This is a genomic window from Euzebyella marina (assembly GCF_003687485.1).
GTDB lineage: Bacteria > Bacteroidota > Bacteroidia > Flavobacteriales > Flavobacteriaceae > Euzebyella > Euzebyella marina.
This window is the reverse complement of record NZ_CP032050.1, coordinates 3,314,163-3,340,413: the sequence shown is the minus strand read 5'-3', so window position 1 is coordinate 3,340,413 and position 26,251 is coordinate 3,314,163. Positions and strand designations below refer to the sequence as shown.

Sequence of the window (26,251 nt, the reverse complement as noted above, 5' to 3'; positions counted from 1 at the left end):
ATAGTTCACCTTTCTTATTTTAATTATTTGTAAGCTAATTCGTTACAATCTCTTTTAGAAAGTTGTTTATCCATTATTGATAAGGTTAACGGTTGTGCAGGCTACCAAGGCAGCGGTCTCTGTTCTTAGACGATAATGACCGAGGGAGACGGGAAGGAAGCCTTTGTCGTAAGCAGTCTTAATCTCATGGTGTGAAAAATCACCCTCAGGACCGATCATTATGGTAATATCTTGGTCAGGGGCAACACGTCTTTTGAGGTCTACTTTTTCCTCATCCTCACAATGAGCAATAAATAGAAGTCCGCCTTTGTCACTCTCCATAAATTCAGAGAAAGTAATAGCATCGTTCAATTTGGGTAAATAAGTTCTTAAACTTTGCTTCATTGCCGAGAGAACGACTTTTTCAAGACGTTCTTTTTTAACGCTCTTTCTTTCTGAATGCTCGCAAAATATAGGTGTGATTTCATTGACCCCGATTTCGGTAGCTTTTTCTAGAAACCATTCAAATCTGTCGTTGGTCTTGGTCGGCGCAACCACCATATGAAACCAATGCATTTTTTGATGTTGTTTTTCAGAGGATGTGACTTCGGCAACACACTTCTTTGGCTCAGCCGACACAATAGTCGATTCAAATAGAAAGCCCTTGCCATTGGTAACTTTAAGGGTGTCACCTGCTTTTTTTCTTAAAACTCTTACAATGTGTTTGCTTTCCTCTTCCGGAAAGGTGAATTGCGATACGCTTTGGTCGAGATGAGGGTGGTAAAAAAGCTGCATGATTTAATTTTGGGTTATCTTGTATCGTGCCTTTGCGCTAACTGATTGGTTGGTAAAATCCATCTCGTTGAATTTTAGGTAACCAACAATACCAATCATGGCGGCATTGTCGGTGCAGTATTCGAATTTTGGAATGTAAGTTTTCCATCCTCGATTTTTTTCGGCCGTTCGAAGGGCATTGCGAATGCCCGAATTGGCAGAAACGCCACCTCCGATGGCAATATTTTTAATTCCGGTCTGCTTGACTGCTTTTTTCAATTTGTCCATTAAAATACCAATGATTGTTTTCTGTATGGAGGCGCAGATATCAACTAAGTTTTCTTCAATGAAATTCGGGTTTTTAGCGGTCTCTTTTTGAATGAAATAAAGAATACTTGTTTTTAATCCGCTAAAGCTGAAATTGAGTCCTTCGACCTTTGGTTTTGGAAATTGAAATGCATCGGCATTTCCCTCTTTGGCATATTTGTCAACTAGCGGCCCGCCAGGGTAAGGTAAGCCTAAAATTTTGGCGCTTTTGTCAAAAGCTTCACCCACGGCATCATCCAAAGTTTCGCCAAGTATTTCCATGTCAAAATAATCCTTTACAAGAACGATTTGGGTGTGGCCACCACTAATGGTCATCGCAAGAAAAGGAAACTCTGGTATGCCGTCTTCTTGACCTTCAATAAAATGGGCCAAAATATGTGCTTGCATATGGTTTACCTCAATGAGCGGCACGTCGAGTCCAAGGGCAAGAGATTTTGCAAATGAAGTGCCTACTAAAAGAGATCCCATTAAGCCCGGCCCCCTCGTAAAAGCTATGGCCGATATAAGTTTTTTGTCGATATTTGCCTTGTTCAAAGCTTGATGCACTACGGGTACAATATTTTGCTGATGTGCCCGTGAAGCGAGTTCAGGTACGACACCCCCATATTCCTCATGAATTTTTTGTGATGCGGTTATGTTGCTGAGCACATTTTTATGGTTCAGTATTGCGGCCGATGTATCATCACATGATGATTCAATGGCAAGGATGTAAATTGGTTCTTTTTCCACCGAGTTTGGAATAAAAGTTGGATGAGCAAAGGTAAAACATATTGATCCTATCAAAAAACTAAGAAAAATACTGGTTAGAACTGTTCTGGTGATCATTTTGATCTGTGTTCTAGGTACACTGGTGCTTTCTTTGCCTTTCGTTCAAACAAGCTTTGCTAAATATGCTACAAATACCATCAATAAAGACTTTGGGGTCAATATCAATATCGATAAGCTAAGAGTCTCCTTGATTTCTTGGGACACTAATTTGGAAGGTGTTTTTATCGAGGATTATAAAAAAGACACTCTTTTTTACATCGATAGGCTTACCACCTCGGTTTTGAGCATTAGAAATTTGGTCAACGGTCAATTAGAATTTGGTGATATTGATATTGAGAAGCTCGATTTTAAACTGAAAACTTATCGAGATGATAAGAATACCAATCTAGAGGTCTTTATCGATAAGCTTGATGATGGGCAGCCGAGAAAACCGGGCACACAACCATTTTTCTTTTCTTCTTCTCGCGTTAATATCGCCAACAGTACTTTTCGCCTGTTGGATGAAAATAGGGAGACTGAAGAAATGCTCAATTTTGCCGAGTTGAATATCGGTGCAAATGATTTTCAGATTTTGGGACCAGAAGTTAGTGTCTCTATTGAAGAAATGGCGTTTTTAAGCCAAAGGGGAATCAATGTTGAGCACATGACCACTGATTTCAAGTATACGAAACAGCAAATGAGCTTTGACTCCCTGTCCATAAGAACTCATAGCTCGCACTTGAAAGGAAATTTGATTTTTGAATATGAGCGAAAAGACTTTGCCGATTTCCTGAACAAGGTTAAGTTGACGGCCGATTTTGAAGATTCGGCAGTGGCCTTCGATGAAATCAATTTGTTGTATGATCAGTTCGGGAGGGGTAAAGAAGTTAATTTTTCTACCAAGGTAAGCGGTGTATTAAACGACCTGAACACCGAAGAACTGTTTCTTCAGTCGGATAATACGGGCATCAGAGGTGATTTCAATTTTAAAAATCTTTTTAGTCGTGCTGACCCTTTTATCATGAAGGCCGACATGAGAAATGTTACCTCGAGTTATTACGAACTTAGGTCATTAATGCCCAATATTTTGGGTAAATCTTTACCATCTTCCTTTCAAAAACTAGGTCAGTTCACTATTAGGGGTGATGCTCTTATTACAGAATCATCTATCGATGCCAAAGTTAACCTAAACACTGCCATTGGTAGCAGTTATGCTGATTTAGAGCTAGCCAATGTGAATAATATCGATAATGCCACCTATGAAGGTTTTGTTTCTTTGATTGACTTTGATTTAGGTGATTTTGTAGAAAATAAGCGTTTAGGCAAGGCCACCCTTGATTTTAATGTTGAGGGTAAGGGTTTTGTGCAAGAAACCTTGAATACCGAGGTAATTGGCGAGGTTTACTCGGTATCTTTTAATAATTATGAGTACACCGATATTAAGGTGAGTGGTATTCTAAAAGAGCAACTGTTCGATGGTACGCTGATCAGTAATGACGAAAATTTAAAATTCAGTTTTAAAGGGCTGGCAGACTTTGGGGAAAATAGAAATGACTTTAATTTCATTGCTTCTGTTGATTATGCCGACCTTAAAAAACTGAACTTCATCAACGATAGTATTTCCATCTTCAAGGGTAATGTCAACATGAACATTACCGGTAATACTTTAGATAATTTGATGGGTGACATCAATTTTACCAAAACGGTTTTTCAAAATAAAAATGACACCTACTATTTCGAAGACTTTAAAGTTTCTTCCAAATTTGAAAACGATTCTACCCGCATTATAGACATCAATTCCCCTGATATCATTACCGGGTATATGAAAGGTAGCTTCAAGGTTCGTGAACTCGGTAAGCTGGTGCAAAACTCATTGGGTAGTATTTACACCAATTATCGACCGTTTACCATTTCTAAAGGGCAATCGTTGGCCTTTAACTTTAAAATCTATAATAAGATTGTTGATGTTTTCTTTCCTGAAGTGAAATTTGACCCCAATACTTTCATTAGGGGTAACATCGTGGCCGATGATGGTGATTTTAAACTGAATTTTAAATCACCAAGTATCGTCGCCTATGGTAACGAGGCCGATAGTATTGATGTTAGAATTGATAACAAAAATCCGCTTTTCAACACGTTTGTTTCGGTTGGTGATTTGAAAACAAATTACTACGATGTTAAAGATTTTAGGCTGATAAATACCACTTTGAAAGACACTTTGTTCTTTAGAACCGAATTCAAAGGGGGTAGCAACCTAAACGATAGTTATAATCTTAATTTCTATCACACTTTTAACAAAGAGAATAAATCGGTTATCGGTCTGAAAACTTCTGATGTTAGTTTTAAGGGGAATACTTGGGTGCTGAACAAAGAGGGCAATGATAAGAACAAAGTCGTTCTCAATAGAACCTTAGATAGTATTAGTATTGAAGAAATTGTTATGAACAATAGTGAAGAGGAGCAAATTAGGCTCAGGGGAGAGTTGGCTGACTCGACTTACAAAGATCTTCAGTTACAGTTCAAGATTGTATCCTTGAATAAGATTACACCGGCCATTGATAGCTTAAAGTTACAAGGGGAGGTCAATGGTACTTTGAATATTCTACAAAAAGACAATGTTTACTTGCCTTCCTCAAATTTAGGAGTAGAAGATTTTTCGATAAACGATATCCGTTTGGGTGATTTGTCGTTGGGTATTGTGGGTAATAAAGATTTGACCGATTTCGTGGTCAACTCCCAAATAACCGATAAGGGCCGTGAAAAGCTGGGTATTGTCGGTAATATTCTAAATCAGGGTGATATGCCCGAGGCTAAATTATTAGTGAATTTCGACGGTTTTGATTTAGAACCCTTTGCTCCTTTAGGTGAGGATATACTAAGTAATATTCGCGGAGATGTCAGCGGTAACGCTCGTATTGATGGGCCAGTTAACAATCCGGATTTTAGTGGAATACTTACTTTAGATAATGCAGGCTTAGGAATACCGTATTTAAACGTTGATTATGACTTTGCGCAGAATTCAAGGGTGAACTTGACGAAGCAGACCTTTGATTTTGATCAGATCAGGGTCACAGACGTTGATAAAAAAACGAAGGCAACCCTAGACGGTACGATCAGCCATTCTTTTTTTGATAACTGGTTGCTTGATTTGAATGTTGATACCAATGACAATCCTTTATTAATACTTAATACGGAATATGAGGAAGAGGTTCTGTATTATGGTACGGGCTATCTAAACGGCAAAGGTAGAATATTCGGCCCGACCAATGCCCTTAATATAAATGTCGAAGGTAGTACCGCAGCAGGAACTTCGTTAAAAATACCTCTAAGTGATGTCGCTTCGATAGGCGATTATTCGTTTATAAATTTTGTTGGTAAAAATGGACACAATACTATAGAGGAAACAAGGGTAATAGACGAGTTTCAGGGCCTCGAGCTGACATTTGATTTAGACGTAACACCAGATGCTGAGGTTGAAATAGTAACCGACACCAAAACGGGCAGTTCATTAAAGGGTAGTGGGGTCGGAATTTTGTTGATAAGGATCAATACTAGGGGGGCGTTCGAGATGTATGGAGATTTCGTTGTAGTGAACGGTCAATATAATTACAAATTTGGTGGTGTAATCAATAAGACCTTTCAGGTGAAACCTGGGGGTACCATTGTATGGGATCGAGAGCCTTTAAAAGCAACGTTAGATTTGGAAGCCGTTTACTCTTTGAACGCCAACCCGGCACCACTATTGGACAATCCCGGTTATACCCGACGAATACCTACTGAGGTGGTCATCAAATTGACCGATGACCTGGAGAGCCCTGATATAGAGTTTAACATCGATTTTCCCGGTACCAACTCTATTATTCAGTCTGAATTACAATATCGATTACAAGATCCTACTGTTGAAGAGCAGAACGCCCTTTTCTTGCTGGCACAAGGCTCTTTTGTCAATGACCAGACAGGTATTAATCAACAAGCCGTGACTGGTAATTTATTACAAAGTGCCTCAGGACTATTGAACCAAGTATTGGGGGAAAATGATAAGTTCAACTTGGGTTTATCGTATGAACAGGGCATATTGGATCGAAACGCCGATTTTCAAACTGAAAACAGAATCGGTTTTACCGTAAGCACACAAATTAGCGATCGGCTACTTTTTAATGGAAAAGTAGGTGTACCGGTCGGCGGAACAACGGAAACCGTGGTTGCCGGAAATTTTGAAATTCAGCTCTTGTTAAACGAAGAGGGTACGTTAAGTGCCAAGTTTTTCAATCGTGAGAATGAGATTCAAGAATATCTGGCAGATCGGTTTGGTTATACGCAAGGCGTAGGTCTTCAATATGAGGTCGATTTTAATAGCTTTAGAGAGCTCTTTCGTTCGTTGTTAAGAAAAGAACCCAAAGAAGAGCCCAAGAAAAATCTGCCATCTACCAGCGCAACCCCGACAGCCGTTATGGGTAGGGATAGTCTTTTGCGATTCTATCCTAAAGGCAAAAACTTAAAGTAAACTTTAGACTTCTTTTGCGACTAAGTAATTGTGAAATAGAAGGCAAGAATCAGGTTGCAGATAACTGCCGAAAAATGCAAAATACTAGTAATAAGTTGTTTTAGTGATATTTGCTGGTAACATATTCTAAAATTCCTACGGAAACCTCAATTTTTAAAACGTTTTCGTAACAATCTTTGATGTAAATTTGATATTCATCTGGCTCCAAATTTCAAATAAGTTTGTTATTATTGCAACTTAGTTTTTTTTAATGGTTTCAGAGATAAAAAAGATAGGTGTACTAACGTCTGGAGGTGATTCTCCGGGCATGAACGCAGCCATCCGGTCAGTCGTTCGCACCTGTGCCTATATGAAGGTAGATTGCGTGGGCATCTACAGAGGGTATCAGGGTATGATTGAGGGTGACTTTAAACCAATGGATGCGCGTAGTGTAAACAATATTATAAATAAGGGAGGAACGATTTTAAAATCGGCCCGTTGTGATGACTTTAGAACCCCGGAAGGCCGTAAAAAGGCATATGACCAATTAATAGCAGAAGGTATAGATGCTTTCGTAGTTATTGGTGGAGATGGAAGTTTTACGGGTGCCATGATTTTTGGCCAAGAATACCACTTTCCCATAATAGGTATCCCCGGTACGATAGACAACGATATATTCGGTACCTCCAATACGGTAGGGTATGATACCGCAATGAATACCGTTGTTGAGGCAATTGACAAGATTCGAGATACGGCAAGTTCGCACAACAGATTGTTCTTTGTAGAGGTGATGGGCCGAGATGTAGGCCATATTGCGTTAAATACAGGTGTCGGTGCGGGTGCCGAAGAGATTTTGATACCAGAGCAAAACCGAGGTCTGGAGCGTTTATTGGAATCTTTGAAGAGAAGTAAGAAGTCCGGTAAATCATCAAGTATCGTAGTGGTTGCCGAAGGTGATAAAACGGGAAAAAGCGTCTTCGAATTAAAAGAATACGTTGAAGAGCATTTACCAATATACGATGTAAGGGTTTCCGTTTTGGGCCACATGCAAAGAGGTGGGGCACCTTCGTGTTACGATAGGGTACTTGCCAGTAGAATGGGAGTAAAGGCTGTTGAAAGCCTATTGGAGGGCCAGACCAATTTTATGGTGGGCGTTCAGAACAATAAGATTATTTTGACCCCGATCAGCAAGGCAATCAAGGGGCATACCAAAATTGATAAGGAGCTCATTAGGGTATCCGAAATAATGACAACATAATTAATCCTAAAAACAAGAACACATGTCAAATTTAAAAATAGGAATTAACGGATTCGGACGAATTGGAAGATTGGTCTTTAGGGAAACCGTTAGAAGAGAAGGGGTTGAGGTAGTAGCTATTAATGATCTTTTAGATGTTGAGCACTTGGCCTATCTTTTAAAGTACGATTCTGTACACGGAAAATTCGAAGGTAGCGTAGAGGTAAAAGATGGTAATTTGGTGGTGAACGGAACCACAGTGCGAATTACCGCTGAGCGCGACCCTAAAAATATTAAGTGGGATGCTGTTGGCGTAGAAATAGTTGCTGAATGTACTGGTATATTCACAACTCTTGAGACTGCTCAGTACCACATTGATGGTGGCGCGAAGAAAGTCGTGATCTCAGCGCCTTCTAAAGATGCGCCAATGTTCGTAATGGGCGTAAACCATAAAGAAGTAAAGTCTTCTGATACCATCGTTTCAAATGCATCTTGTACAACTAACTGTTTGGCACCATTGGCCAAAGTGTTGAACGATAACTTCGGTATCGAAGAAGGTTTAATGACGACCGTACACGCTACTACAGCTACGCAAATGACCGTAGACGGACCTTCTAAAAAAGATTGGAGAGGTGGCAGAAGCGCCATGTTGAACATTATTCCAGCTGCTACCGGTGCTGCAAAGGCGGTTACTAAAGTAATACCAGCCTTGGAAGGTAAATTGACAGGTATGGCATTTAGGGTTCCTACGGCAGACGTTTCTGTTGTTGACTTGACCGTAAAACTTGAAAAAGAGACTTCTTACGACGAAATCAAAAAAGCATTCAAAGAAGCCTCTGAGGGTGAATTGGAAGGAATTTTGGGCTACACTGAGGAAGCAGTGGTTTCTCAAGATTTCGTTAGCGATAAAAGAACTAGCATCTTCGACGCTGGTGCAGGTATAGAGTTGAACTCAAGATTCTACAAATTGGTTAGCTGGTACGATAATGAGGCCGGTTTCTCCAACAAAATGGTAGATATGGTGCAACACGTTGCTAGCGTTTAATTTTAAAGAGTTGTATATGGAAATCCTGAAAGTGAGCGATTTTTGCTTATTTTCAGGATTCTTTTTTAAACTGATTTTATGATTTTAATTGTAGATAGCGGCGCGACGAAATCAGATTGGATCGCTCTTGACGAAAAGGGCGACCAGCTATTTTTGACACAGACATTGGGCCTGAGCCCAGAAGTGTTGACCCGCGAAGTGATTGAAGATCGCTTAGCCAATAATTTTGAACTTTCTAGAAATAGGAAGGAAGTAACGCGCTTGCATTTTTATGGTGCCGGATGCGGAACCGATAGAATGAAGAAATTTTTAAAGAACATCTTTAAAGATTTCTTTCCGAATGCCATTGCCGATGTGAAAGAAGATACCTATGCGGCTATTTTTTCAACCACTAAAATTGGTCACCAAGGTATCGTCTGTATTTTGGGTACAGGTTCCAACTGTAGCTATTACGATGGGCATCAACTTATTCAAAAGGTGACTTCTCTTGGGTACATTCCGATGGATGATGGTAGTGGTAACTTCTTTGGGCGTAAGCTGATAAGAGATTACTACTTTCACAAAATCCCTCAAGACTTGGCCCTTAAATTTGCCAAGGAGTATGATCTTGATCCAGATGTCATCAAAGAGAATCTTTACAAACAGCCAAACCCCAATACTTATTTGGCCACCTTTGCGAGATTTCTGATTGAAAACAAAAACCACCCTTATTCCAAAGGAGTGATAGACAAAGGTTTTCAGCAGTTTGTCAATAATTACATCATGCAATTTGAATTGGCCACAAAAGTGCCAATTAACTTTGTTGGTAGTATAGCTCATTATTTAAAGGATGAGTTGACTACCGTGCTAGAAAGAAATGATTTAATCGTCGGTGTTATAAGACAGAGACCGATAGAGGGCTTGATGGAGTTTCACAGGGAAACCCTTTAAGTCTTTATTTCCGATACAGTAAGTAAAAGGCCCAAATGAAGGGCCTTTTTTATTTTATGGCAATCATCGAAATTTCTACGTTGACGAACTTGGGCAGATTTGCTACTTCTACGGTTTCTCTTGCCGGGGCGGTAGCTTCATCGAAGTAGGAACCGTATACTTCATTAACAGAACTAAACTTGTTCATGTCGGCAAGAAATATGCTACTTTTCACAACATTATCAAAACCCATATCAGCAGCATTCAAAATCGCTTTCAGGTTTTCCATGCATTGTTTTGCCTCTAGCTTTATATCTCCTTCTACTAAATTTCCAGAAACCGGATCAATAGGAATTTGACCTGAAATATATAGGGTATTTCCACTTAGAACAGCTTGGTTGTATGGGCCTATGGGGGCGGGTGCATTCTCGGTATTGATAATTGTTTTCATTCGAGCGTAATTTTATATTAAACCTCTATCGCTGGCTTCTATTTTCCCATTTAAGATCGCTAAGTATAGAACTTTTGATTCCAATGAAGAAGTACCAACGGGTGTATGTTCCGAAAGGTGTCCAGTTAAAATTCATTCTAAAACTCTTAAGGTCCCTTTCAAAACGTAGCTGTGTTAGGGTGAATCCTTTGTTTTTAAAATCGTATCCAGAAGAACCACCAACTTTCCAGCGGGGAGATAGTTCAATATCTCCGGAAAACATGAGTGAGTGGCTGCTAAACTCGTTCTGTCGCGCGGAATTTAAGTAGCTTGCGGAATAAGCCAGCCTAAAATTCCATGGTATTTTTGTGGCATAAGGTGGGTTTTCAATATCCTCATCTTCATCACGGTCATTATACTGGTCTTCAATGAGCTGATTATTGTAATTATCGGACCGGCCAAAGAGATCATCATCTCGACCCCCACTTTGCGCAACATAATCGTAGGCACCGGTTTCCTCTTCGTCCTCCTCATCATCTTCTTTGCGTCTTCCGAATGTTTCGCTATCGATGGAATAGCCCACATTTATATTTGCTTGTGTTAGCCTGAAAAGACTACCACCATTATCGACATTAAATACGTCTATTCTTCTACCGTTGTTGTCAATGGCGTAAGGGTCTAAGCCTGCCGAAAAGTTAATTGACATTTTGTTGTTCAAAATGTTCGTACCCCCGTTGACTCGCAAAGGGCTCAATTTCAATGAATCTGATTCGAAATTATAACCGGTAGAAATATTAAAGTTGTTCAGTATTGAAATCTTTTTGGGTTCGGTAGCCGTCGAATCTTTATCGGTCACCTTGGCCTCAAGGGTGTTGGCCAAAGAAAAGCTTAAACTATTCGATTTTCCTAAACTTGGGGCGCCGTTCAATGTTCCTTCAAACCGGCTGTATTGAACGACCTCTCCGGTATCGTTGTTCAGGTATTCATCATAAAACTGGTCAAAAGAGGGGGCATAACCGTAGCTTAAAGAGGGACGCATAACGTGGCGAATAGCTTGAATTTTCTTTTCTTCCCCAAAATTGAAAGTTCCATAAAGGGTTGTACCTACACTGGCACTCAGATTGTATCTGTTGTAACGGTCAAAACCAGGGATGGTATCTCTTACGACCGAGCCTAGTTCATCTCCCTCTCCCAGTTCATATCGTTGACGATAGGTTTCCAGCGTCCATACATCTTCATAGCTACCACCCATACTCACACTAAAAAACTTGGCCACCTTGAAGTTGGTACTGATGGGCAATCGATGTCTGGCCCCAACCTTGGCATCGTCGAACATGGCGGCTTTTAAAAAGTCTTCGTCATTGGTCGTTAGCTGGTTTCTGGCATTAACATCGTACTGAAAGTTGATATTTTGTAAAGCTCCCTTTTTGATCCCATCCCTTTTGGCAAAGGGGAATATACGTTCAACACTGGCCTGAAAGGTCGGAAGCGTCATTTGTATGTTTTTTTCGTCAGGATTGGCCCTCGCCGAGGCACTCGTGTTTTGAGAGTGAGAGGCCGTTAAGCTCATATTCACCGAAGGATAGTTCGGAAATGTCTTTGAATAGGATATCGACGATGATAAGGTGTTGTTCTGAGTAAGAGGCAAGTTGACTTGGTTCAAAGAATTTTGATAGTACGAGCTACTTCCTAAGTTGACGTTGGCGGAAAACCTTGAGTTGGGACTTGCCTTGGTATCTTGTGAGTGAGACATCTGGAAATTCCATATTTTTTGATTTCCATAGTCATCAAAACCTCTTTGGCTGGTAACCAAGTTTTCGTACCTAAAGTTGATGTTACCTCGATACTTATACCTTTTCGTATAAATGGTTGCCGTTCTAAAGCCATAACTACCATTTGTATAAAAGTCACCTGTGACGGTCAAATCTGCATATTCACTAAATGGCAAGTAGTAACCACCATTTTGTAAAAAATACCCTCTATTGGGATCGTTGCCAAAGGTGGGCATCATTAACCCCGCAGTTCGCCCGACCGTTAATGGAAAATAGGCAAAAGGCAGTGCAACAGGGGTGGGTACGTCGGCGATATAAAGGTTGCTGAAACCTGCGATAACCTTCTTTTTAGGAACGAATTTCGCTTTTCTGACTCGAATGTAATAATCAGGGTTAACGGTATCTTTTGAGGTGGTTATCTTCGCTTCGCTCATGAAATAGACCGAGTCGTTCTCTTTTTTGGTGGTTTCGGCATAAACCTTCATTGCGTCGCTGCCCAACTGCCCCAAACCGGCCTGTTGCTCGGTTCGAGAATTAAAAATAAGGGCCTTTTCAGTATCGAAGTTAAAGCGAATACTGTCTGGCCGCACCTCATTGTCGCCTTGTTTGAAAAAAGGAAGCTGTGTGTAATTGCCCAACGAATCTCTTATTCTTCCCGCATAAACCTCGTTTTTTACGTAATCCATCACAATAATGCCGGCTTTTAGTTCGGTATCTTGGTAGTAGATTTCGGCCTCATTGTACAAATAGATTTTCTGGTCGCTTTGACTAAGTTTTACATAGTCTTTGGCCTTGTATTTTATTTTATCCAAAAGCATCGACTGCGTTGTTTTGACCGTATCTTGAGCTGTACTATCTTTTTGACTAGCAGTTTGTTGTATAGGGCCAGGGAAGAGTGGCGCGATAATTGTGTCTTGTTCTGCTTTGATTGGTAAGGGGATGACGCCATCTTCCTGGGCAGCGGCCGAAAGAACACCGAGTAATAGCAATGCCATTAAAAGAAAAAAGTGTTTGTTTGATTGCAAGGCTATATATCCTATTTTTGTAAGCGTTTGGCCAGACTTTCGGAGGTCAAACTTACATATATTTTTTCTTCCGCTGATAGGGCGTTACCATAAATTTAACCATAATGAATGCATCGAAATACAGTGTAATTATGTGTTTGTCGAAGTTAAGATTACTTCTATTTATCGCATTGGCACTACCAATTTATATTTTTGGCAAAAATAAGGCTACATTTCAAAATGACGATAAATTTACCGTTGTTTTGGATGCGGGCCATGGTGGCCATGATCCTGGTAATTTAGGTAACGGTTATTTAGAAAAGAACATTGCCCTCAATATTGTATTGAAGGTGGGTTCTATTTTAGAGAAGAATCCGAATATCAAAGTGGTGTACACCCGTAAAGACGATACTTTTGTTGATCTTTATGTTCGAGGGCAAATAGCCAATAAGGCGAATGCAGATGTTTTTGTTTCGGTTCATTGTGATTCGCATACCTCTAATGCGTATGGTGCCGGTACCTTCGTTTTAGGTCTTCATGCCAACAAACAGAATTTTGAGGTCGCCAAGAAAGAGAACTCGGTTATTTATTTGGAGGATAATTACCAAAATAGATATGCCGATTATGATATTAACTCGCCGGAGTCTATAATTGGGTTGACCATTATGCAAGAGGAGTTTTTAGATAATAGTATAGCCCTCGCCAAGACAATTCAGGATAATTTTTCTGGTAAGTTGAAAAGAAACGATAGGAAAGTGAAGCAAGCTGGTTTTATCGTATTGCATCAAACTTTTATGCCCAGTGTCTTGGTCGAAACTGGCTTTTTGACAAACAAACAAGAAGGCGCTTACTTGAATTCTAAAAAAGGCCAATCTGAAATGGGTACGGCCATCGCCGATGCTATTGTTGCTTACAGAAACAATGCAATGGGTAATATCGCCGACTTTGATCCAGTTGTTGAGACCAAAAAAGAGTTACCTGTTGAAGATAAGAAACCAGATGAAAAACAGGTAGTTGAAACCGCGAAGGAAAACAAAGAAGTGGCTCAGCAAGAATCACCGACCATAAACAGCTCTGTCACGAAACCGGAAGATAATGCGGGTAAGGGTGCTGCAGAGATAATTGAAGAGGCCCAGAAAAGTTCTGAATCTGACACCAATAAGCAAAATACTGGTAGCGCTAAAGCTGAAAAGGCTTCATCGAACAATAATCCATCGGCCGAGTCCAGTGAAGACTTGATAATATATAAGGTTCAAATCATGGCTAGTGCCAAAGACCTTCCATTAAGACCAGAATCCTTTAACGGCCTTAATTTAGTAGCCAAAGAACCTTACAAAAACTTGTATAGATATGTGTATGGTAGCACCAGGTCGTTACGCGAGGCAAAAATGTTGAAATCAAATGCAGATTTAAAAGGGTATAAAACTTCGTATATAGTGGCTTACCGGAATGGAGAGCGTATACCGTTTAAAGAAAGTTTGAAATAGCCGCAACAAGTTTGGTGCGCCCTTCCATAAATTATTTCTAATTTTGTTAAGGACACAGAGATTTTAGGTAGTCCCTATTAACCCAAAAAATTGACATTTGAAACTATCAAGGGAAATTAAGACAGGTATCATTGTAATTGGTGGTATTTTGTTGTTCATATTAGGATTTAGCTATTTAAAATCTTCTCCGCTCTTCGAAAACGGTAAGACTTTATATGCTGTTTATAAAGATGTTGGTGGCTTGCAAACGGGTACACCTGTAACTATCAACGGATTTGCAGTCGGTAATGTAACCGATATAAGTTTTAAAGATCAAGACGGTAGTCTTTTGGTCACATTTTTCGTTAAAAGCGATTTTAATTTCTCCAACCAAAGTTTGGCCGAGCTTTATGATACAGGTATTATCGGTGGAAAAGGCATTCAGATAAAACCCGTATTCGATGGGTCGCCAATGGTGAAGTCTGGCGATACACTTCCAAGCCAATCGCAACCAGGTTTAACTCAACTAGTACAAAAACAGTTGACCCCCCTTCAGAAAAAGGTTGAAGGAGCTATGACCAATGCAGATACCTTATTAAGAAATGTGAACGATGTTCTTGACGAAAAGGCAAGGCGCGATTTGAGAGAAACCCTTAGTGGCCTAAATACCACGGTAGCTAGCTTTCAGAAAAGTGCCGAAGTTTTGAATAGAATTTTAAGCAACAACGAGGGCAAACTAGAAGGCTCTTTAAAGAACTTTGAAGAACTTACGGCCAACTTTAGCAAACTTTCAGATTCTCTGAACAATGCAGGTTTGGGTAGAACACTAGCAAGTCTAGAGTCGACAATGGCGAATCTGAATACCTTGATGGCCAGAATTGAAAGGGGAGACGGTACGTTGGGTAAACTGATGAAAGATGAAGAGCTTTACGCAAACTTGAACAATGCTTCGAGAGAATTGGATTTGCTCTTGCAAGATTTTAGGTTGAACCCCAAGCGCTACGTGAATGTATCTGTATTCGGGAAAAAGCAAAAAGACTATGAGTTGCCTGAAAATGACCCGGCAGCCGTACCGAATGAACAAGAACAATAATGGAATACCTGCCTAACATATTATTCGGTGTGTTATTGATTGCGGGAATTGGTTTTTTCTCCCGTAACGTAAATTCATTGCTTCGCAATATCAAACTGGGCAAAGATGTAGACGTATCTGATAATAAACCACAGCGCTGGCAGAACATGGCTAGAATTGCCTTGGGTCAGACAAAAATGGTGGTTAGGCCTGTTGCAGGGCTTTTACATATTATAGTATATCTGGGCTTCATTATAATAAACATTGAAGTTCTGGAAATCATCATAGACGGGCTCTTAGGTACGCATAGAGTGTTTGCTCCGTTGGGTAGCATTTATAATTTCTTGATTGCCAGTTTTGAAATACTTGCTCTTCTGGTAATAATTTCGGTAACGGCATTTTGGGTTCGAAGAAATATTATACGCTTAAGCAGGTTTATAAAGCCTGAAATGAAAGGTTGGCCTAAGAAAGATGGCAACATGATTCTTTACATAGAATTTGTTTTGATGATTCTATTTCTTACCATGAATGCTGCCGATTTTCAGCTTCAACAATTGAATGCCGAACACTATACCCAGGCAGGGGCATTTCCTATAAGTCAACATTTGGCTTCTCTTTTTCAGGGTATGGAGGTTTCATCACTTATAGTCATCGAAAGAACGGCATGGTGGTTACATATCATTGGCATTCTCGTTTTTCTTAATTACCTGTATTATTCAAAGCACTTACACATATTACTTGCTTTTCCGAATACTTACTATGGCAAAGTGGTTCCTAAAGGTAAGTTCAAAAATCTTGATGCCGTTACCGACGAGGTCAAGCTAATGCTCGACCCTTCTGCGGACCCTTTTGCAGCTCCAGCGGAAGATGAAGGTGAACCAGGCAAGTTTGGTGCCTCCGATGTTTCCGATTTGAATTGGGTTCAACTATTGAATGCCTACACCTGTACGGAGTGTGGTCGTTGTACCGATGAATGCCCGGCAAATCAAACTGGAAAGAAACTATCTCCTCGTAAGATTATGATGGATACAAGGGATAGGTTGGAAGAAGTAGGAAAGAACATTGAGAAAAACAAGGGTACTTTTGCTGATGACGGTAAGCAATTACTTGATGATTATATAACACGAGAAGAGCTTTGGGCCTGCACTACGTGTAACGCTTGTGTTCAAGCTTGCCCGGTCAGTATTGATCCTTTATCCATAATTATGGATATGCGCCAATATTTGGTGATGGAACAATCTTCGGCACCGTCCGAACTCAACAATATGATGGGCAATATCGAGAACAACGGTGCCCCTTGGCCATTTAATCAAATGGATCGATTGAACTGGGCAAATGATTGATGTAATACTTCTGTAAAAAGAAAAGAATAACAAAAATGGCAAATGATATAAAAGTGCCTACAATGGCCGAACTTTTTGCTGAAGGAAAAAGTCCTGAAGTACTTTTTTGGGTAGGTTGCGCTGGTAGTTTTGACGATAGGGCCAAAAAAATAACAAAGGCCTTTGTACAGCTTCTGGCCAAGGCCAATGTCTCTTTTGCCGTTTTAGGAACTGAAGAGAGTTGTACGGGTGATCCGGCCAAAAGATCTGGTAACGAGTTTCTGTTTCAAATGCAGGCCATGACCAATATAGAGGTGATGAATGCCTATGGCATAAAAAAAATAGTAACCGCTTGCCCTCATTGCTTTAACACCCTTAAAAACGAATACCCTGGTCTTGGAGGAACTTATGAAGTGGTTCACCATACCCAATTTTTGAAACAACTTTTTAACAATAATAGAATTTCTTTAGAAGGTGGTAAGTTCAAAGGAAAACGAATTACATATCATGACCCTTGTTACCTTGGTCGGGCCAATGATGTTTACGAAGCTCCAAGAGAGCTCATTCGTAAGTTGGATGCCGAACTGGTAGAAATGAAAAGTTGCAAGCAACGAGGTCTTTGTTGTGGTGCCGGTGGTGCACAAATGTTTAAAGAGCCTGAAAAAGGCGATAAAGATGTAAATATCGAGCGAACCGAACAGGCACTAGATACGAGCCCGGAAATAATTGCAGCAGCCTGCCCTTTCTGTAATACGATGATGACAGACGGTGTTAAGAACAAGGAAAAGGAAGATAAGGTTGCCGTTATGGATATTGCTGAGCTATTGGCTTCAGCGGGAGACTTATAGATAGCAATTGAACGAATGGAGAGATTAAATTTTTGATTAAAAATAAATATGCTAGTAGAGTTCAAAAGTTTGCCCGAAACTTCAAGGGTTTGGATTTATCAATCCAACCGGCCTTTTTCTGAAGAAGAAATGTCTGAGTTAAGAAGTGAGCTAGATGCCTTTGTAGAACAATGGACGGCGCATGGTAGTTCGCTTCGCGCCGGTTACGAAATAAAATACAACCGATTCATTATTTTAGGTTTAGACCAATCCGTAAGCTCGGCTTCCGGCTGTTCGATTGATGCTTCAGTTCATTTCATTCAACAGCTACAGCAAAAGTACAATGTAGATTTATTGGATAAGATGAACGTCTCTTATAAACAAGGCGAATTCATTGCTTATAAACCTCTTGCCGATTTCAAAAAAATGGCAAAGCAGAAAGCAGTTTCTAAAAATACGGTAGTCTTTAACAACTTGGTCAATAACAAGCAAGAGTATGAAGAGTTTTGGGAGGTGCCTGCCTCTGAAAGTTGGCATTCTAGGTTCATGTAAATTTTAATTCCCATTTGTTAAGTATTGATTTCATTATATCTGTTCGATGAAATGCAATATTTTTTTTAGTTTTCAGTTATTGCCATAGACCAGTTGTTCACTATGCGTTTTTTCATACTTTTCCCCATACTTTTATTTGTTTTGAACGGTGCGTTTGCACAGAAAAATCCCTTGGTTACTTCTGATAGCCTCGACCAAAAGAATTGGGTAGATGCCAAATATAATTCCTTGACTTTAGATGAGAAGTTGGGGCAGTTGTTTATGGTGATGGTCGCTTCTGATCAAGGTAAGTCGAGTACGGATCAAATTAAAAAGTTGATTGAGGAAGAGGGTATAGGTGGTGTCATTTTTTCGACCGGAGGACCGGTTAGACAGGCCAGACTGACCAATGAATATCAACAAGCCTCAAAATTGCCCTTGCTTATTGGCATGGATGCCGAATGGGGACTTTCTATGCGTTTGGATTCTACGTATGCTTTCCCTTGGAATATGACATTGGGCGCTATAGAAGACAATACTATTGTGGCCGATGTCGGGCGAAGAATTGGTGAGCATGCAAAAAGATTGGGTGTGCACATCAATTTTGCGCCTGATTTAGATATTAACACCAATCCTAAAAACCCCATCATAGGTAACCGATCGTTCGGTGAAGATAGAGAGAACGTCGCGGAGAAAGGAATTGCGTTTATGAAAGGCATGGAGAGTGCCGGAGTTCTTTCAAGTGGAAAACATTTTCCTGGCCATGGTGATACAGCTACTGATTCGCATCACGCATTACCTTTGATCAATTTTAGCCGTAATCGTTTAGATAGTCTTGAACTTTATCCTTTTCAAAGATTGATTGATGAGGGGCTTAGTAGTGTAATGGTGGCCCATTTAGAAGTACCTGCATTTGAACTACAAGAAGGGTTGCCCTCATCACTTTCGGAGCAGGTGATTACCGGAATTCTTAAGGAAGAAATGTGTTTTGAAGGGTTGGTTTTTACCGATGCCCTCAACATGAAAGGAGTCACTGAATCAAGAAAAGATGGAGAGGCCGAACTGGCCGCTTTTATGGCCGGTAACGATATCTTACTCATGCCTACGGAAATTGAAAAGGCAAAAGAAAAGTTGACCAAAGCCTATAAAAAAGGAAGAATCTCAGAAGAAAGGTTGGCATATTCGGTCAAGAAGATTCTGATGGCCAAATACAAAGTGGGTTTGAATCGATATCAACCTGTTCAGGTTGAGAACCTATATAATGATTTGAATTCGCGGGAAGATGACTTATTATACGAAGAGGCAATAGAGAATGCGATTACGGTGGTCAAGAACGATTTCTTTTTGATGGGAATCAAGAGATTGGAGAACAAAAAAATAGCATATGTTAAATTTGGTGATTCCGACAGCGATGTGTTCGTTGAAAGCTTAAATAAATACACGACCGTAACCCAAGTCAATGCTGGCGATATCAATACTTTAAAAAAGAAGTTAGAAGATTTTAATTTGGTAATCGTGGGCCATCATAAAAGCAATGAAAGCCCTTGGAAAGCATATAAGTTCAGCGAAAAAGAATTGAACTGGTTGAAGGAAATTGCCGCAATGCGAAGTTCAAACCTTATTTTATCCGTTTTTGCAAAGCCTTATGCTTTATTAGATGTCCCGTCTTTTGATAATATAGATGGTGTAGTTGTTTCTTACCAAAATAGCCCGCTGGCGCAAGAGAAAACGGCCGAAGTAATTTTCGGTGCTATTTCGGCCAATGGAAAATTACCAGTAAGCGCTCATAAAGAATTTCCCGTAAACACGAAGATAGAACTAAAATCACTATCAAGATTGGGGTATAGTTTTCCTGAAAGGGTGGGTTTCGACCCGAATAAATTAGCGGAAATCGACCACTTGGTACAGGATGGACTTGATTCTTTGATGTTTCCAGGAGCGCAGGTATTGGTGGCCCGAAAAGGAAAAGTTGTATATAACAAGGGCTTTGGCAAGCCTACATATAATTCAAAGGACAGTATTAAATCGAATAATATTTATGATTTAGCTTCCATTACCAAAATATTGGGAACATTACCAATGATTATGAAGATGGAGGAAGACGGTGATATTGCCCTAAACGATACTTTTCAAGACCTGATACCTGAATATGCTCATTCAGAACTTAAAAATGTTACCGTTCTAAAAGCGCTTTCGCACTACGGGAGACTACCTGCATGGATTGCTTTTTATGTAGACACGTTGGATAAGAACAGGAAACCATCCGATGAATTTTATCGAACCGCCCCTGTAGATGGCTATTCTATAAAAGTGACAGACCATTTATACTTGACCGATGCCTACCGAGACTCTATTTATAATAGAATAGGCAGGCAAGAATTAAAATCTAACCGGTACCGCTATAGTGATGTGGCTTATTACGTAATGAAAAAATACATCGAGGATAAGAAAGGTAAGCCACTTGATAAGCTGGTTAATGATTTTCTATATGCCCCGATAGGAGCCTTCAATACCAGCTATAATCCCCTTGAAAAATTTTCTAAAGAGCGTATTGTACCCAGTGAAGAAGATAAATATTATCGTTATGAAACCGTTCAGGGCTATGTGCACGATATGGGAGCAGCTATGCAAGGTGGGGTAGGAGGTCATGCCGGCCTTTTTAGCAATGCTGAAGATGTGGCCAAAATAATGCAAATGTACCTACAGGGTGGCTATTATGGCGGCACTAGATTTTTAGACAACCGAACGGTAAAAAAGTTCAATACCTGTTATTTCTGTGATAACAATGTCAGAAGAGGGGTAGGGTTCGATAAGCCCCAACTAGAAGAAAAGGGACCTACCTGTGGCTGTGTTTCCAGAAAAAGTTTTGGTCATAGTGGGTTTACAGGAACGTATACATGGGCAGACCCTGACGAAGAGCTTGTGTACGTCTTTCTTTCAAACCGAACCTATCCTACGGCATCTAATACCCTATTAGTAAAATCAGGTCTTCGTACGCGTATACAGCAAGCTATTTATGATGCTATGGTACAGTAGCTTTAGAAGGCGTTAACTAAATCTTAACTATGTCGTTTTGAAATTACGAAAGCGGCATAACGACATAGATAGTAGTTTTGGTTAAATTTGAAGGATGAAAATAGCTATTGTATGTTACCCGACATTTGGGGGTAGTGGTGTTGTAGCCACAGAATTGGGCATCGCCTTGGCAGATAGAGGTCACGAAGTACATTTTGTCACTTATAGACAGCCCGTTAGACTAAGCCTCTTAAATAATAATATCTATTTTCACGAGGTTCATGTTCCTGAGTATCCTCTTTTTCATTATCAGCCTTACGAGTTGGCGCTTTCTAGCAAGTTAGTTGATACCATTAAACTTCATAACATAGATTTATTGCATGTGCATTATGCCATTCCTCATGCTTATGCGGGTTATATGGCTAAAAAAATGCTTGAGGAAGAAGGTATCTATGTTCCAATGATAACAACCCTGCACGGAACAGATATTACTTTAGTCGGGAAACATCCGTTTTATAAACCAGCGGTTACCTTTAGCATTAACCAATCTGACGTCGTTACCTCGGTCTCTCAAAATTTAAAGGAAAGAACTTTAGAGTTTTTCAATATTGAGAAAGATATTCAGGTAGTGCCCAATTTCATTGATAAGAAAAAATACAGTAATTCATTTACCGATTGTCAAAGGTCATTAATGGCCGATGATGACGAGAAAATAATTACGCATATAAGTAATTTTAGAAAGGTTAAACGCATTCCTGATGTGGTTCAGGTTTTTCATCGTATTCAAAAAGAAATGCCCGCTAAGCTAATAATGGTGGGCGAAGGGCCACAAAAAGAAGTAGCCGAGCGTTTATGTGATTCTTTGGGTATTTCAGACAAGGTTATCTTTCTTGGTAATAGTAATGAGATAGACCGTATTCTTTGTTTTTCCGATTTGTTTCTTCTTCCATCGGAATCGGAAAGTTTTGGTTTGGCTGCATTGGAGGCGATGATCAATAAGGTGCCGGTTATATCTAGTAATGCTGGCGGTATACCCGAAGTTAATCTTGATGGTATTACCGGTTACTTGAATGATGTAGGCGATGTGGAAGGAATGGCGGCAAATGCCCTGAAAATACTAGGGGATGATGAAGTTTTGGAAAAATTCAAAACAAACGCCCGAAAATCTTCTGAAAGATTTGATATTCTTAAAGTACTTCCCTTATATGAAAATCTATACGAAGAGGCTTATAAAAGTAGGTTTGACAAGACATTTAGTTAAGGCATATCTCGCAATTCTACTGATTCCAGTCTTAATCCATTCTTGTAAAGGGCAAAAGAATGGTGCTACGAACAATCAAACCGAGCAAGAAGATTCCGATAACTTAATCGAACTTTTAGTATCCGATTATTACGATGGTTCTATTGAAGAGGATTATTTTGTAATTAAAGATTCGGGAGCACTTAAAAAGTTCTATTCCAAAATCAATAAAACAAGAAAACCTGGTATTCCTTTACCAGACATTGATTTTAGCAAGAATGCACTTCTTGTGTATTTTCCTAATGTGCAAGAGTCTGACAAAGGTAGTTTGCGGGTTAAACAGGTTACAGAAGACACAGTCTATTTAAAAACCAAGGACCCAAATAAAGCATCCTCATCAACTTCGGGATTACGCCCTTTTTTAGTCTATAGAATATCGGAAATAGATAAGAAGATTATAATTGATTCCGATTGACAGTGTATTTCTTACTGCTGATTTAGTTGCACGTCGAATAATCTGGTTGTTCAAGAGATATATTCATATGAGGTAGCTTCAATACCTAATTTTGTTGTTAGAACACCCAAATCTTAATTACATGAAAAGAATTACGCTATTCGTATTATTGCTCCTATATATTTCCGGTTACCAAACCGTTTTTTCACAAGAAGAGAACCCTGATTTGGTCTTGACTTCAAAAGATAGTCTAATTGCGCGTTCGTGGCATGTAGGCCTTGGTTTCAATGCTGTTGACGATTCGGGCGATATGTTCGATGAGCTTTTTGCGGTTGATTCGCAATGGAATTTTTTGCCCTATCCTACTAGACTGAATATTGGTAGATATTTTAAAAGTGGCCTGGGAGTGGAAGCTATTGGTACGTACAATAAATATCAAGTGGGCAAACTGATCGAAGGAGAAATTAATCAGGAAGAAAAGGATTATTACGCCATAGATTCTCGCTTGACCTATGATTTGATGCGCATTTTTGGAAAAGACTCGTGGTTCGATCCTTATGTTGGTGTGGGATTGGGTTATACAAAAGCCGATAATGTGGGAAGGGGTACCTATAATGGAGTTGTTGGATTTAGAACATGGATTACCGAGAACTTCGGATTAGATTTTAACTCTACAGGTAAATGGAGAATTAGCAATGACAATGCGACTAACCATCTTCAGCATGGGGTCGGGGTCGTTTATCGATTTGGAATCGAGAAAGAACTGACTAATGAAGAAAAAGATAAGCTAGAACGCATGTTGGCACTTGAAGAAGAACTGCAAAAGCAAAGAGATTCAATCGATGAAGTTGAGAAAGAGAAAGCTAAAGCTCTGGCGGATCAACTGGCAAGGGAGAAGGCTTTAGCGGAGAAAAGGGCGGAAGAAGAGGCCAAGGCTTTGGAAAAGCAAAGAAAAGATGCTATTCGAAGTAAAATAGACGGTTTGGGCAATGCTTACTTCAACTTGAATTCGTCTTATTTATCTACAGAAGCGAAAAAGGTACTTGATGGTCTAGCCCAGATAATGAAAGAAAATATGCAGTTAGAGCTTTCAGTTTCTTCGTATGCAGATTCTAGAGGAACTGCAAAATATAATAAATGGCTCTCTGAGAGAAGGGTCGATAGAACGATTGAATACCTAGTAAAAATGGGAGTTAGTGAAAGCAGACTGAAAGGAGCTGCTTATGGGGAGGAGAATTTGGTCAATGAATGTGACGACCATACTTATTGTAGTGAGGCCAAACATCAATTGAATAGGCGTTCAGAGTTTACAATTATCAAATTTTAATTTGACAAATTAGGGTATCAACCCTTTACTCAACCATTTTTTCTTGGCCCAAAGGTTTACTTTTATATAGTAATATATCAGGTCAATAGGTTTGGAGGCCCAGTATAGGCCTTTGCTATAAAGAAATGGTTTTAGTTTAACTATATACCGGAAAACCTTTTCGGGTGAGGTGATAAATCTTTTAAAAAGGGTGGTCTTAGAGGTTTTTAGCTGTGTAGGGTCATAAGTGATTCCTACTTTGTTGGCTCCCACATTTTGGTAAAAACCTTTCGAAATTTGACGAACAAATTTAATACGCTTTTTAGTTGAAAAAATACCGATTCTCAAGGCCATATCGGTCATATAATCTTGAGCCATTTCCTGGTCATAATCGATTGGCCTAAGAACTTTAAATAGTTCTTGAAATTTTTCAAGCATGAACTCCTGTATTGGACCTACATATTCTTCGTAAACGAATTTCTCATTTTCATCGTGAAATTCTACGGTAGGCGATTCTGCATTTTTGTTATAATAAAGAGTACTGCCATGTGGGGCTGCCAATAGTTGCTCGTACAGTTGACCATTGGCCATTAGTATATCGTCAGAAAATGTTTTGTTCGGATATATTGAGAAGTTAAGTCCGTAGCGTTTAGTTCCTTTTTGAATGTTGTAAATTTCCTTAAGACCTAGATAGAAGCCGGTAACCGGTATTTTTTGCTCAAAATGATTGAATAAAGCCTCTTGCATTGTTCCGCCCCATCCTACATCTACCAAATGTAAGCCTTCCGAATTTATATCGACTTCAAACGAATCAACATAGTTTATAAAGGCTTCTCTTTGATATAACCTACTGTCTTCATAGGCATTTGTAAAAGTAGGATTAGACTTCAGTAAATCTAAAGCCTCTGATTCAAAAAAACGAGCGTGGACTTCGTCTTGAGGAATAGCAATTTCATTTTTGATTTGATTTTTGGTCTGATCGGAAAAAGGAAACCAGTCTAGAAAATCATTGAAGGACATTGACCCAAATTTCTTCATCAAAGACGCGAATTTTTCGTCCTTAAGAGGTTGAAGAGCCAGTTGCGTCGCAGATTGTCTAGAGGCTTTTAAATAATGAGTTTTTATTCTGTTTTCTTTTTCAAACCCATTCATCTCTTGATATTGATCAAAGAGCTGCTTTAGAAAATGTCCCTCCCGTGCCAAAAAAAACAGATTGTTGATGTTCTGCTTTCTTGCTTGAAGATACAGTCTTTCTGTAAAGAAATAAAAATGAAGAATATACTCACTAAAAACAAACTTGCTTTTGGTGCATTTTCTTTCGACGCCTTGGCAAGCATTTGCAAATTCGTCAAAATCGTTGCCGAAAAGGCCTTTTTTGTTTCTTAATTTATGGAAGGTATGCTTAAGGTGAATGGACGCAATATTCTTAGCAAGGGCATTGTCATAATCACTTTTTTTATTGTCACCAATCATAACAACCTGTTCAGGGTCAATATTTAATTGGTTAAGCACATAAGAATATAGAGAGCCGTTTTCCTTACAGCTAGATTCTGAACTGGATACGAATAAATCTTCGAATAAGTCAGCAAATTGATGTTGCTGAATTATTTCAGCAATGATTTCTTTTGAAAGATAGAAGTCAGAAATTAGATAAATTTTATAACCTTCGTTTTTTAGGTTATATAAAGCTTGAATGAGTTGTTCATTCTTAAATTGAACTGTTATCTCAGAAAGAATATCTGCTTTTTTGTATAATTCATAAAAAACTGTATAATCAATCTTTCTTAGTAAATTATTGTTAAATAACCTTTTATAAACCTCCTCTACGACGAAATTGTATTCCAGCTCTAAAGAGTTTTTATTCTCTCTTTTTGAAACGTAGTGTAAAGAGTCTCTTCTAATCTGAAAGAGAAGTTCCGGGTTTATTTCAAGACCAAGTTCACGAGTTAGGATTTTGGCCCAGATACGCAGTGTGTAATTCGGGTGTACTTTGCGGTGAACAAGAGTATCATAGAAATCGGTAAAAATGACACGCTTTCCAGTATTTCTGATGTTTTTTTCAATAGTGTTCAAGGTGGGGTAACTAAAGTATAGTGCTGAAAGTGAACAACTACTACTTTATAAAAAGTAGAAAGAAAACAGGATGCTTGTGATAAAGGAATACTAGAATATCTTCCTTTAAATCATCAAACCATGATTTTAGGCTAGACCTTTTCGAGGGATTTTCATTAGTGTACACGCGAACTCTTTTACGGGGTTTAAGTGCAAATATCTACGATGAAATACACTCTTTGGACGTGTTTTAGGAAAA

General features: G+C 39.3%; 18 protein-coding genes. 13 read left to right on the top strand and 5 right to left on the bottom strand.

Annotated elements, in window-relative coordinates; translation table 11 throughout:
• Nucleotides 1-66 precede the first annotated feature (66 nt).
• Together D1013_RS14290 and tsaD are read right to left on the bottom strand one after the other, a co-directional pair.
• Nucleotides 67-774, bottom strand: coding sequence for a 16S rRNA (uracil(1498)-N(3))-methyltransferase (locus D1013_RS14290; protein WP_121849481.1), 708 nt, complete (start codon nucleotides 772-774; stop codon nucleotides 67-69).
• Between the two features lie 3 nt (nucleotides 775-777).
• The gene (gene tsaD, locus D1013_RS14285; protein WP_121849480.1) at nucleotides 778-1,809 is read right to left on the bottom strand and encodes a tRNA (adenosine(37)-N6)-threonylcarbamoyltransferase complex transferase subunit TsaD; all 1,032 of its coding nucleotides are present in this window, start codon (nucleotides 1,807-1,809) and stop codon (nucleotides 778-780) included.
• 91 nt (nucleotides 1,810-1,900) lie between these two features.
• Here tsaD and D1013_RS14280 point away from each other — a divergent pair, with 91 nt between their 5' ends.
• From D1013_RS14280 to D1013_RS14265, 4 genes are all read left to right on the top strand, one after another.
• Nucleotides 1,901-6,331 carry a translocation/assembly module TamB domain-containing protein gene (locus D1013_RS14280; protein WP_240467945.1) on the top strand — a complete coding sequence of 1,477 codons (4,431 nt, stop codon included), beginning with the start codon at nucleotides 1,901-1,903 and terminating at the stop codon, nucleotides 6,329-6,331.
• A gap of 250 nt (nucleotides 6,332-6,581) precedes the next feature.
• Nucleotides 6,582-7,568, top strand: a complete 987-nt coding sequence (pfkA, locus tag D1013_RS14275) for a 6-phosphofructokinase (RefSeq protein WP_121849479.1) — start codon at nucleotides 6,582-6,584, stop codon at nucleotides 7,566-7,568.
• A 22-nt stretch (nucleotides 7,569-7,590) separates the two neighbouring features.
• Nucleotides 7,591-8,592 (top strand): type I glyceraldehyde-3-phosphate dehydrogenase, encoded by a 1,002-nt coding sequence (gene gap, locus D1013_RS14270; RefSeq protein WP_121849478.1) that lies wholly within the window; start codon nucleotides 7,591-7,593, stop codon nucleotides 8,590-8,592.
• Between the two features lie 78 nt (nucleotides 8,593-8,670).
• The gene (locus D1013_RS14265; RefSeq protein WP_121849477.1) at nucleotides 8,671-9,522 is read left to right on the top strand and encodes an N-acetylglucosamine kinase; all 852 of its coding nucleotides are present in this window, start codon (nucleotides 8,671-8,673) and stop codon (nucleotides 9,520-9,522) included.
• A gap of 49 nt (nucleotides 9,523-9,571) precedes the next feature.
• Here the strand turns inward: D1013_RS14265 and D1013_RS14260 are convergent, their stop codons facing one another.
• Both D1013_RS14260 and D1013_RS14255 read right to left on the bottom strand, forming a co-directional pair.
• Complete coding sequence (locus D1013_RS14260) at nucleotides 9,572-9,952, bottom strand: RidA family protein (protein ID WP_121849476.1); 381 nt, start codon at nucleotides 9,950-9,952, stop codon at nucleotides 9,572-9,574.
• A 25-nt stretch (nucleotides 9,953-9,977) separates the two neighbouring features.
• Nucleotides 9,978-12,698 carry a putative LPS assembly protein LptD gene (locus D1013_RS14255; RefSeq protein ID WP_225621547.1) on the bottom strand — a complete coding sequence of 907 codons (2,721 nt, stop codon included), beginning with the start codon at nucleotides 12,696-12,698 and terminating at the stop codon, nucleotides 9,978-9,980.
• Between the two features lie 134 nt (nucleotides 12,699-12,832).
• On the opposite strand from D1013_RS14255, the gene D1013_RS14250 reads away from it, so the two are divergent.
• From D1013_RS14250 to D1013_RS14210, 9 genes are all read left to right on the top strand, one after another.
• Nucleotides 12,833-14,194: an N-acetylmuramoyl-L-alanine amidase gene (locus D1013_RS14250; RefSeq protein WP_225621546.1), complete on the top strand. Its 1,362-nt coding sequence runs from the start codon at nucleotides 12,833-12,835 to the stop codon at nucleotides 14,192-14,194.
• Between the two features lie 97 nt (nucleotides 14,195-14,291).
• Nucleotides 14,292-15,266 carry an MlaD family protein gene (locus D1013_RS14245; protein ID WP_121849473.1) on the top strand — a complete coding sequence of 325 codons (975 nt, stop codon included), beginning with the start codon at nucleotides 14,292-14,294 and terminating at the stop codon, nucleotides 15,264-15,266.
• On the top strand, nucleotides 15,266-16,588 hold the full coding sequence (locus D1013_RS14240) for a 4Fe-4S dicluster domain-containing protein (protein ID WP_121849472.1): 1,323 nt from the start codon (nucleotides 15,266-15,268) through the stop codon (nucleotides 16,586-16,588). The genes D1013_RS14245 and D1013_RS14240 overlap by 1 nt, the downstream gene beginning before the upstream one ends.
• 35 nt (nucleotides 16,589-16,623) lie before the next feature.
• Nucleotides 16,624-17,415, top strand: coding sequence for a (Fe-S)-binding protein (locus tag D1013_RS14235; RefSeq protein WP_121849471.1), 792 nt, complete (start codon nucleotides 16,624-16,626; stop codon nucleotides 17,413-17,415).
• Nucleotides 17,416-17,463: 48 nt separating this feature from the next.
• Nucleotides 17,464-17,946, top strand: a complete 483-nt coding sequence (locus tag D1013_RS14230; RefSeq protein ID WP_121849470.1) for an ABC transporter ATPase — start codon at nucleotides 17,464-17,466, stop codon at nucleotides 17,944-17,946.
• A gap of 102 nt (nucleotides 17,947-18,048) precedes the next feature.
• Entirely contained in the window at nucleotides 18,049-20,961 is a 2,913-nt protein-coding gene (locus D1013_RS14225) for a serine hydrolase domain-containing protein (protein WP_121849469.1), read from the top strand.
• 94 nt (nucleotides 20,962-21,055) lie between these two features.
• Nucleotides 21,056-22,201 (top strand): N-acetyl-alpha-D-glucosaminyl L-malate synthase BshA, encoded by a 1,146-nt coding sequence (bshA, locus tag D1013_RS14220; RefSeq protein ID WP_121849468.1) that lies wholly within the window; start codon nucleotides 21,056-21,058, stop codon nucleotides 22,199-22,201.
• Nucleotides 22,182-22,655, top strand: a complete 474-nt coding sequence (locus tag D1013_RS14215) for a hypothetical protein (protein WP_162987916.1) — start codon at nucleotides 22,182-22,184, stop codon at nucleotides 22,653-22,655. Before bshA ends, D1013_RS14215 begins: the two co-directional genes overlap by 20 nt.
• Nucleotides 22,656-22,776: 121 nt before the next feature.
• Entirely contained in the window at nucleotides 22,777-23,961 is a 1,185-nt protein-coding gene (locus D1013_RS14210) for an OmpA family protein (protein WP_121849466.1), read from the top strand.
• Between the two features lie 9 nt (nucleotides 23,962-23,970).
• On the opposite strand, the gene D1013_RS14205 is transcribed toward D1013_RS14210, so the two are convergent.
• Nucleotides 23,971-26,013 (bottom strand): HAD-IA family hydrolase, encoded by a 2,043-nt coding sequence (locus D1013_RS14205; protein WP_121849465.1) that lies wholly within the window; start codon nucleotides 26,011-26,013, stop codon nucleotides 23,971-23,973.
• Nucleotides 26,014-26,251 lie beyond the last annotated feature (238 nt).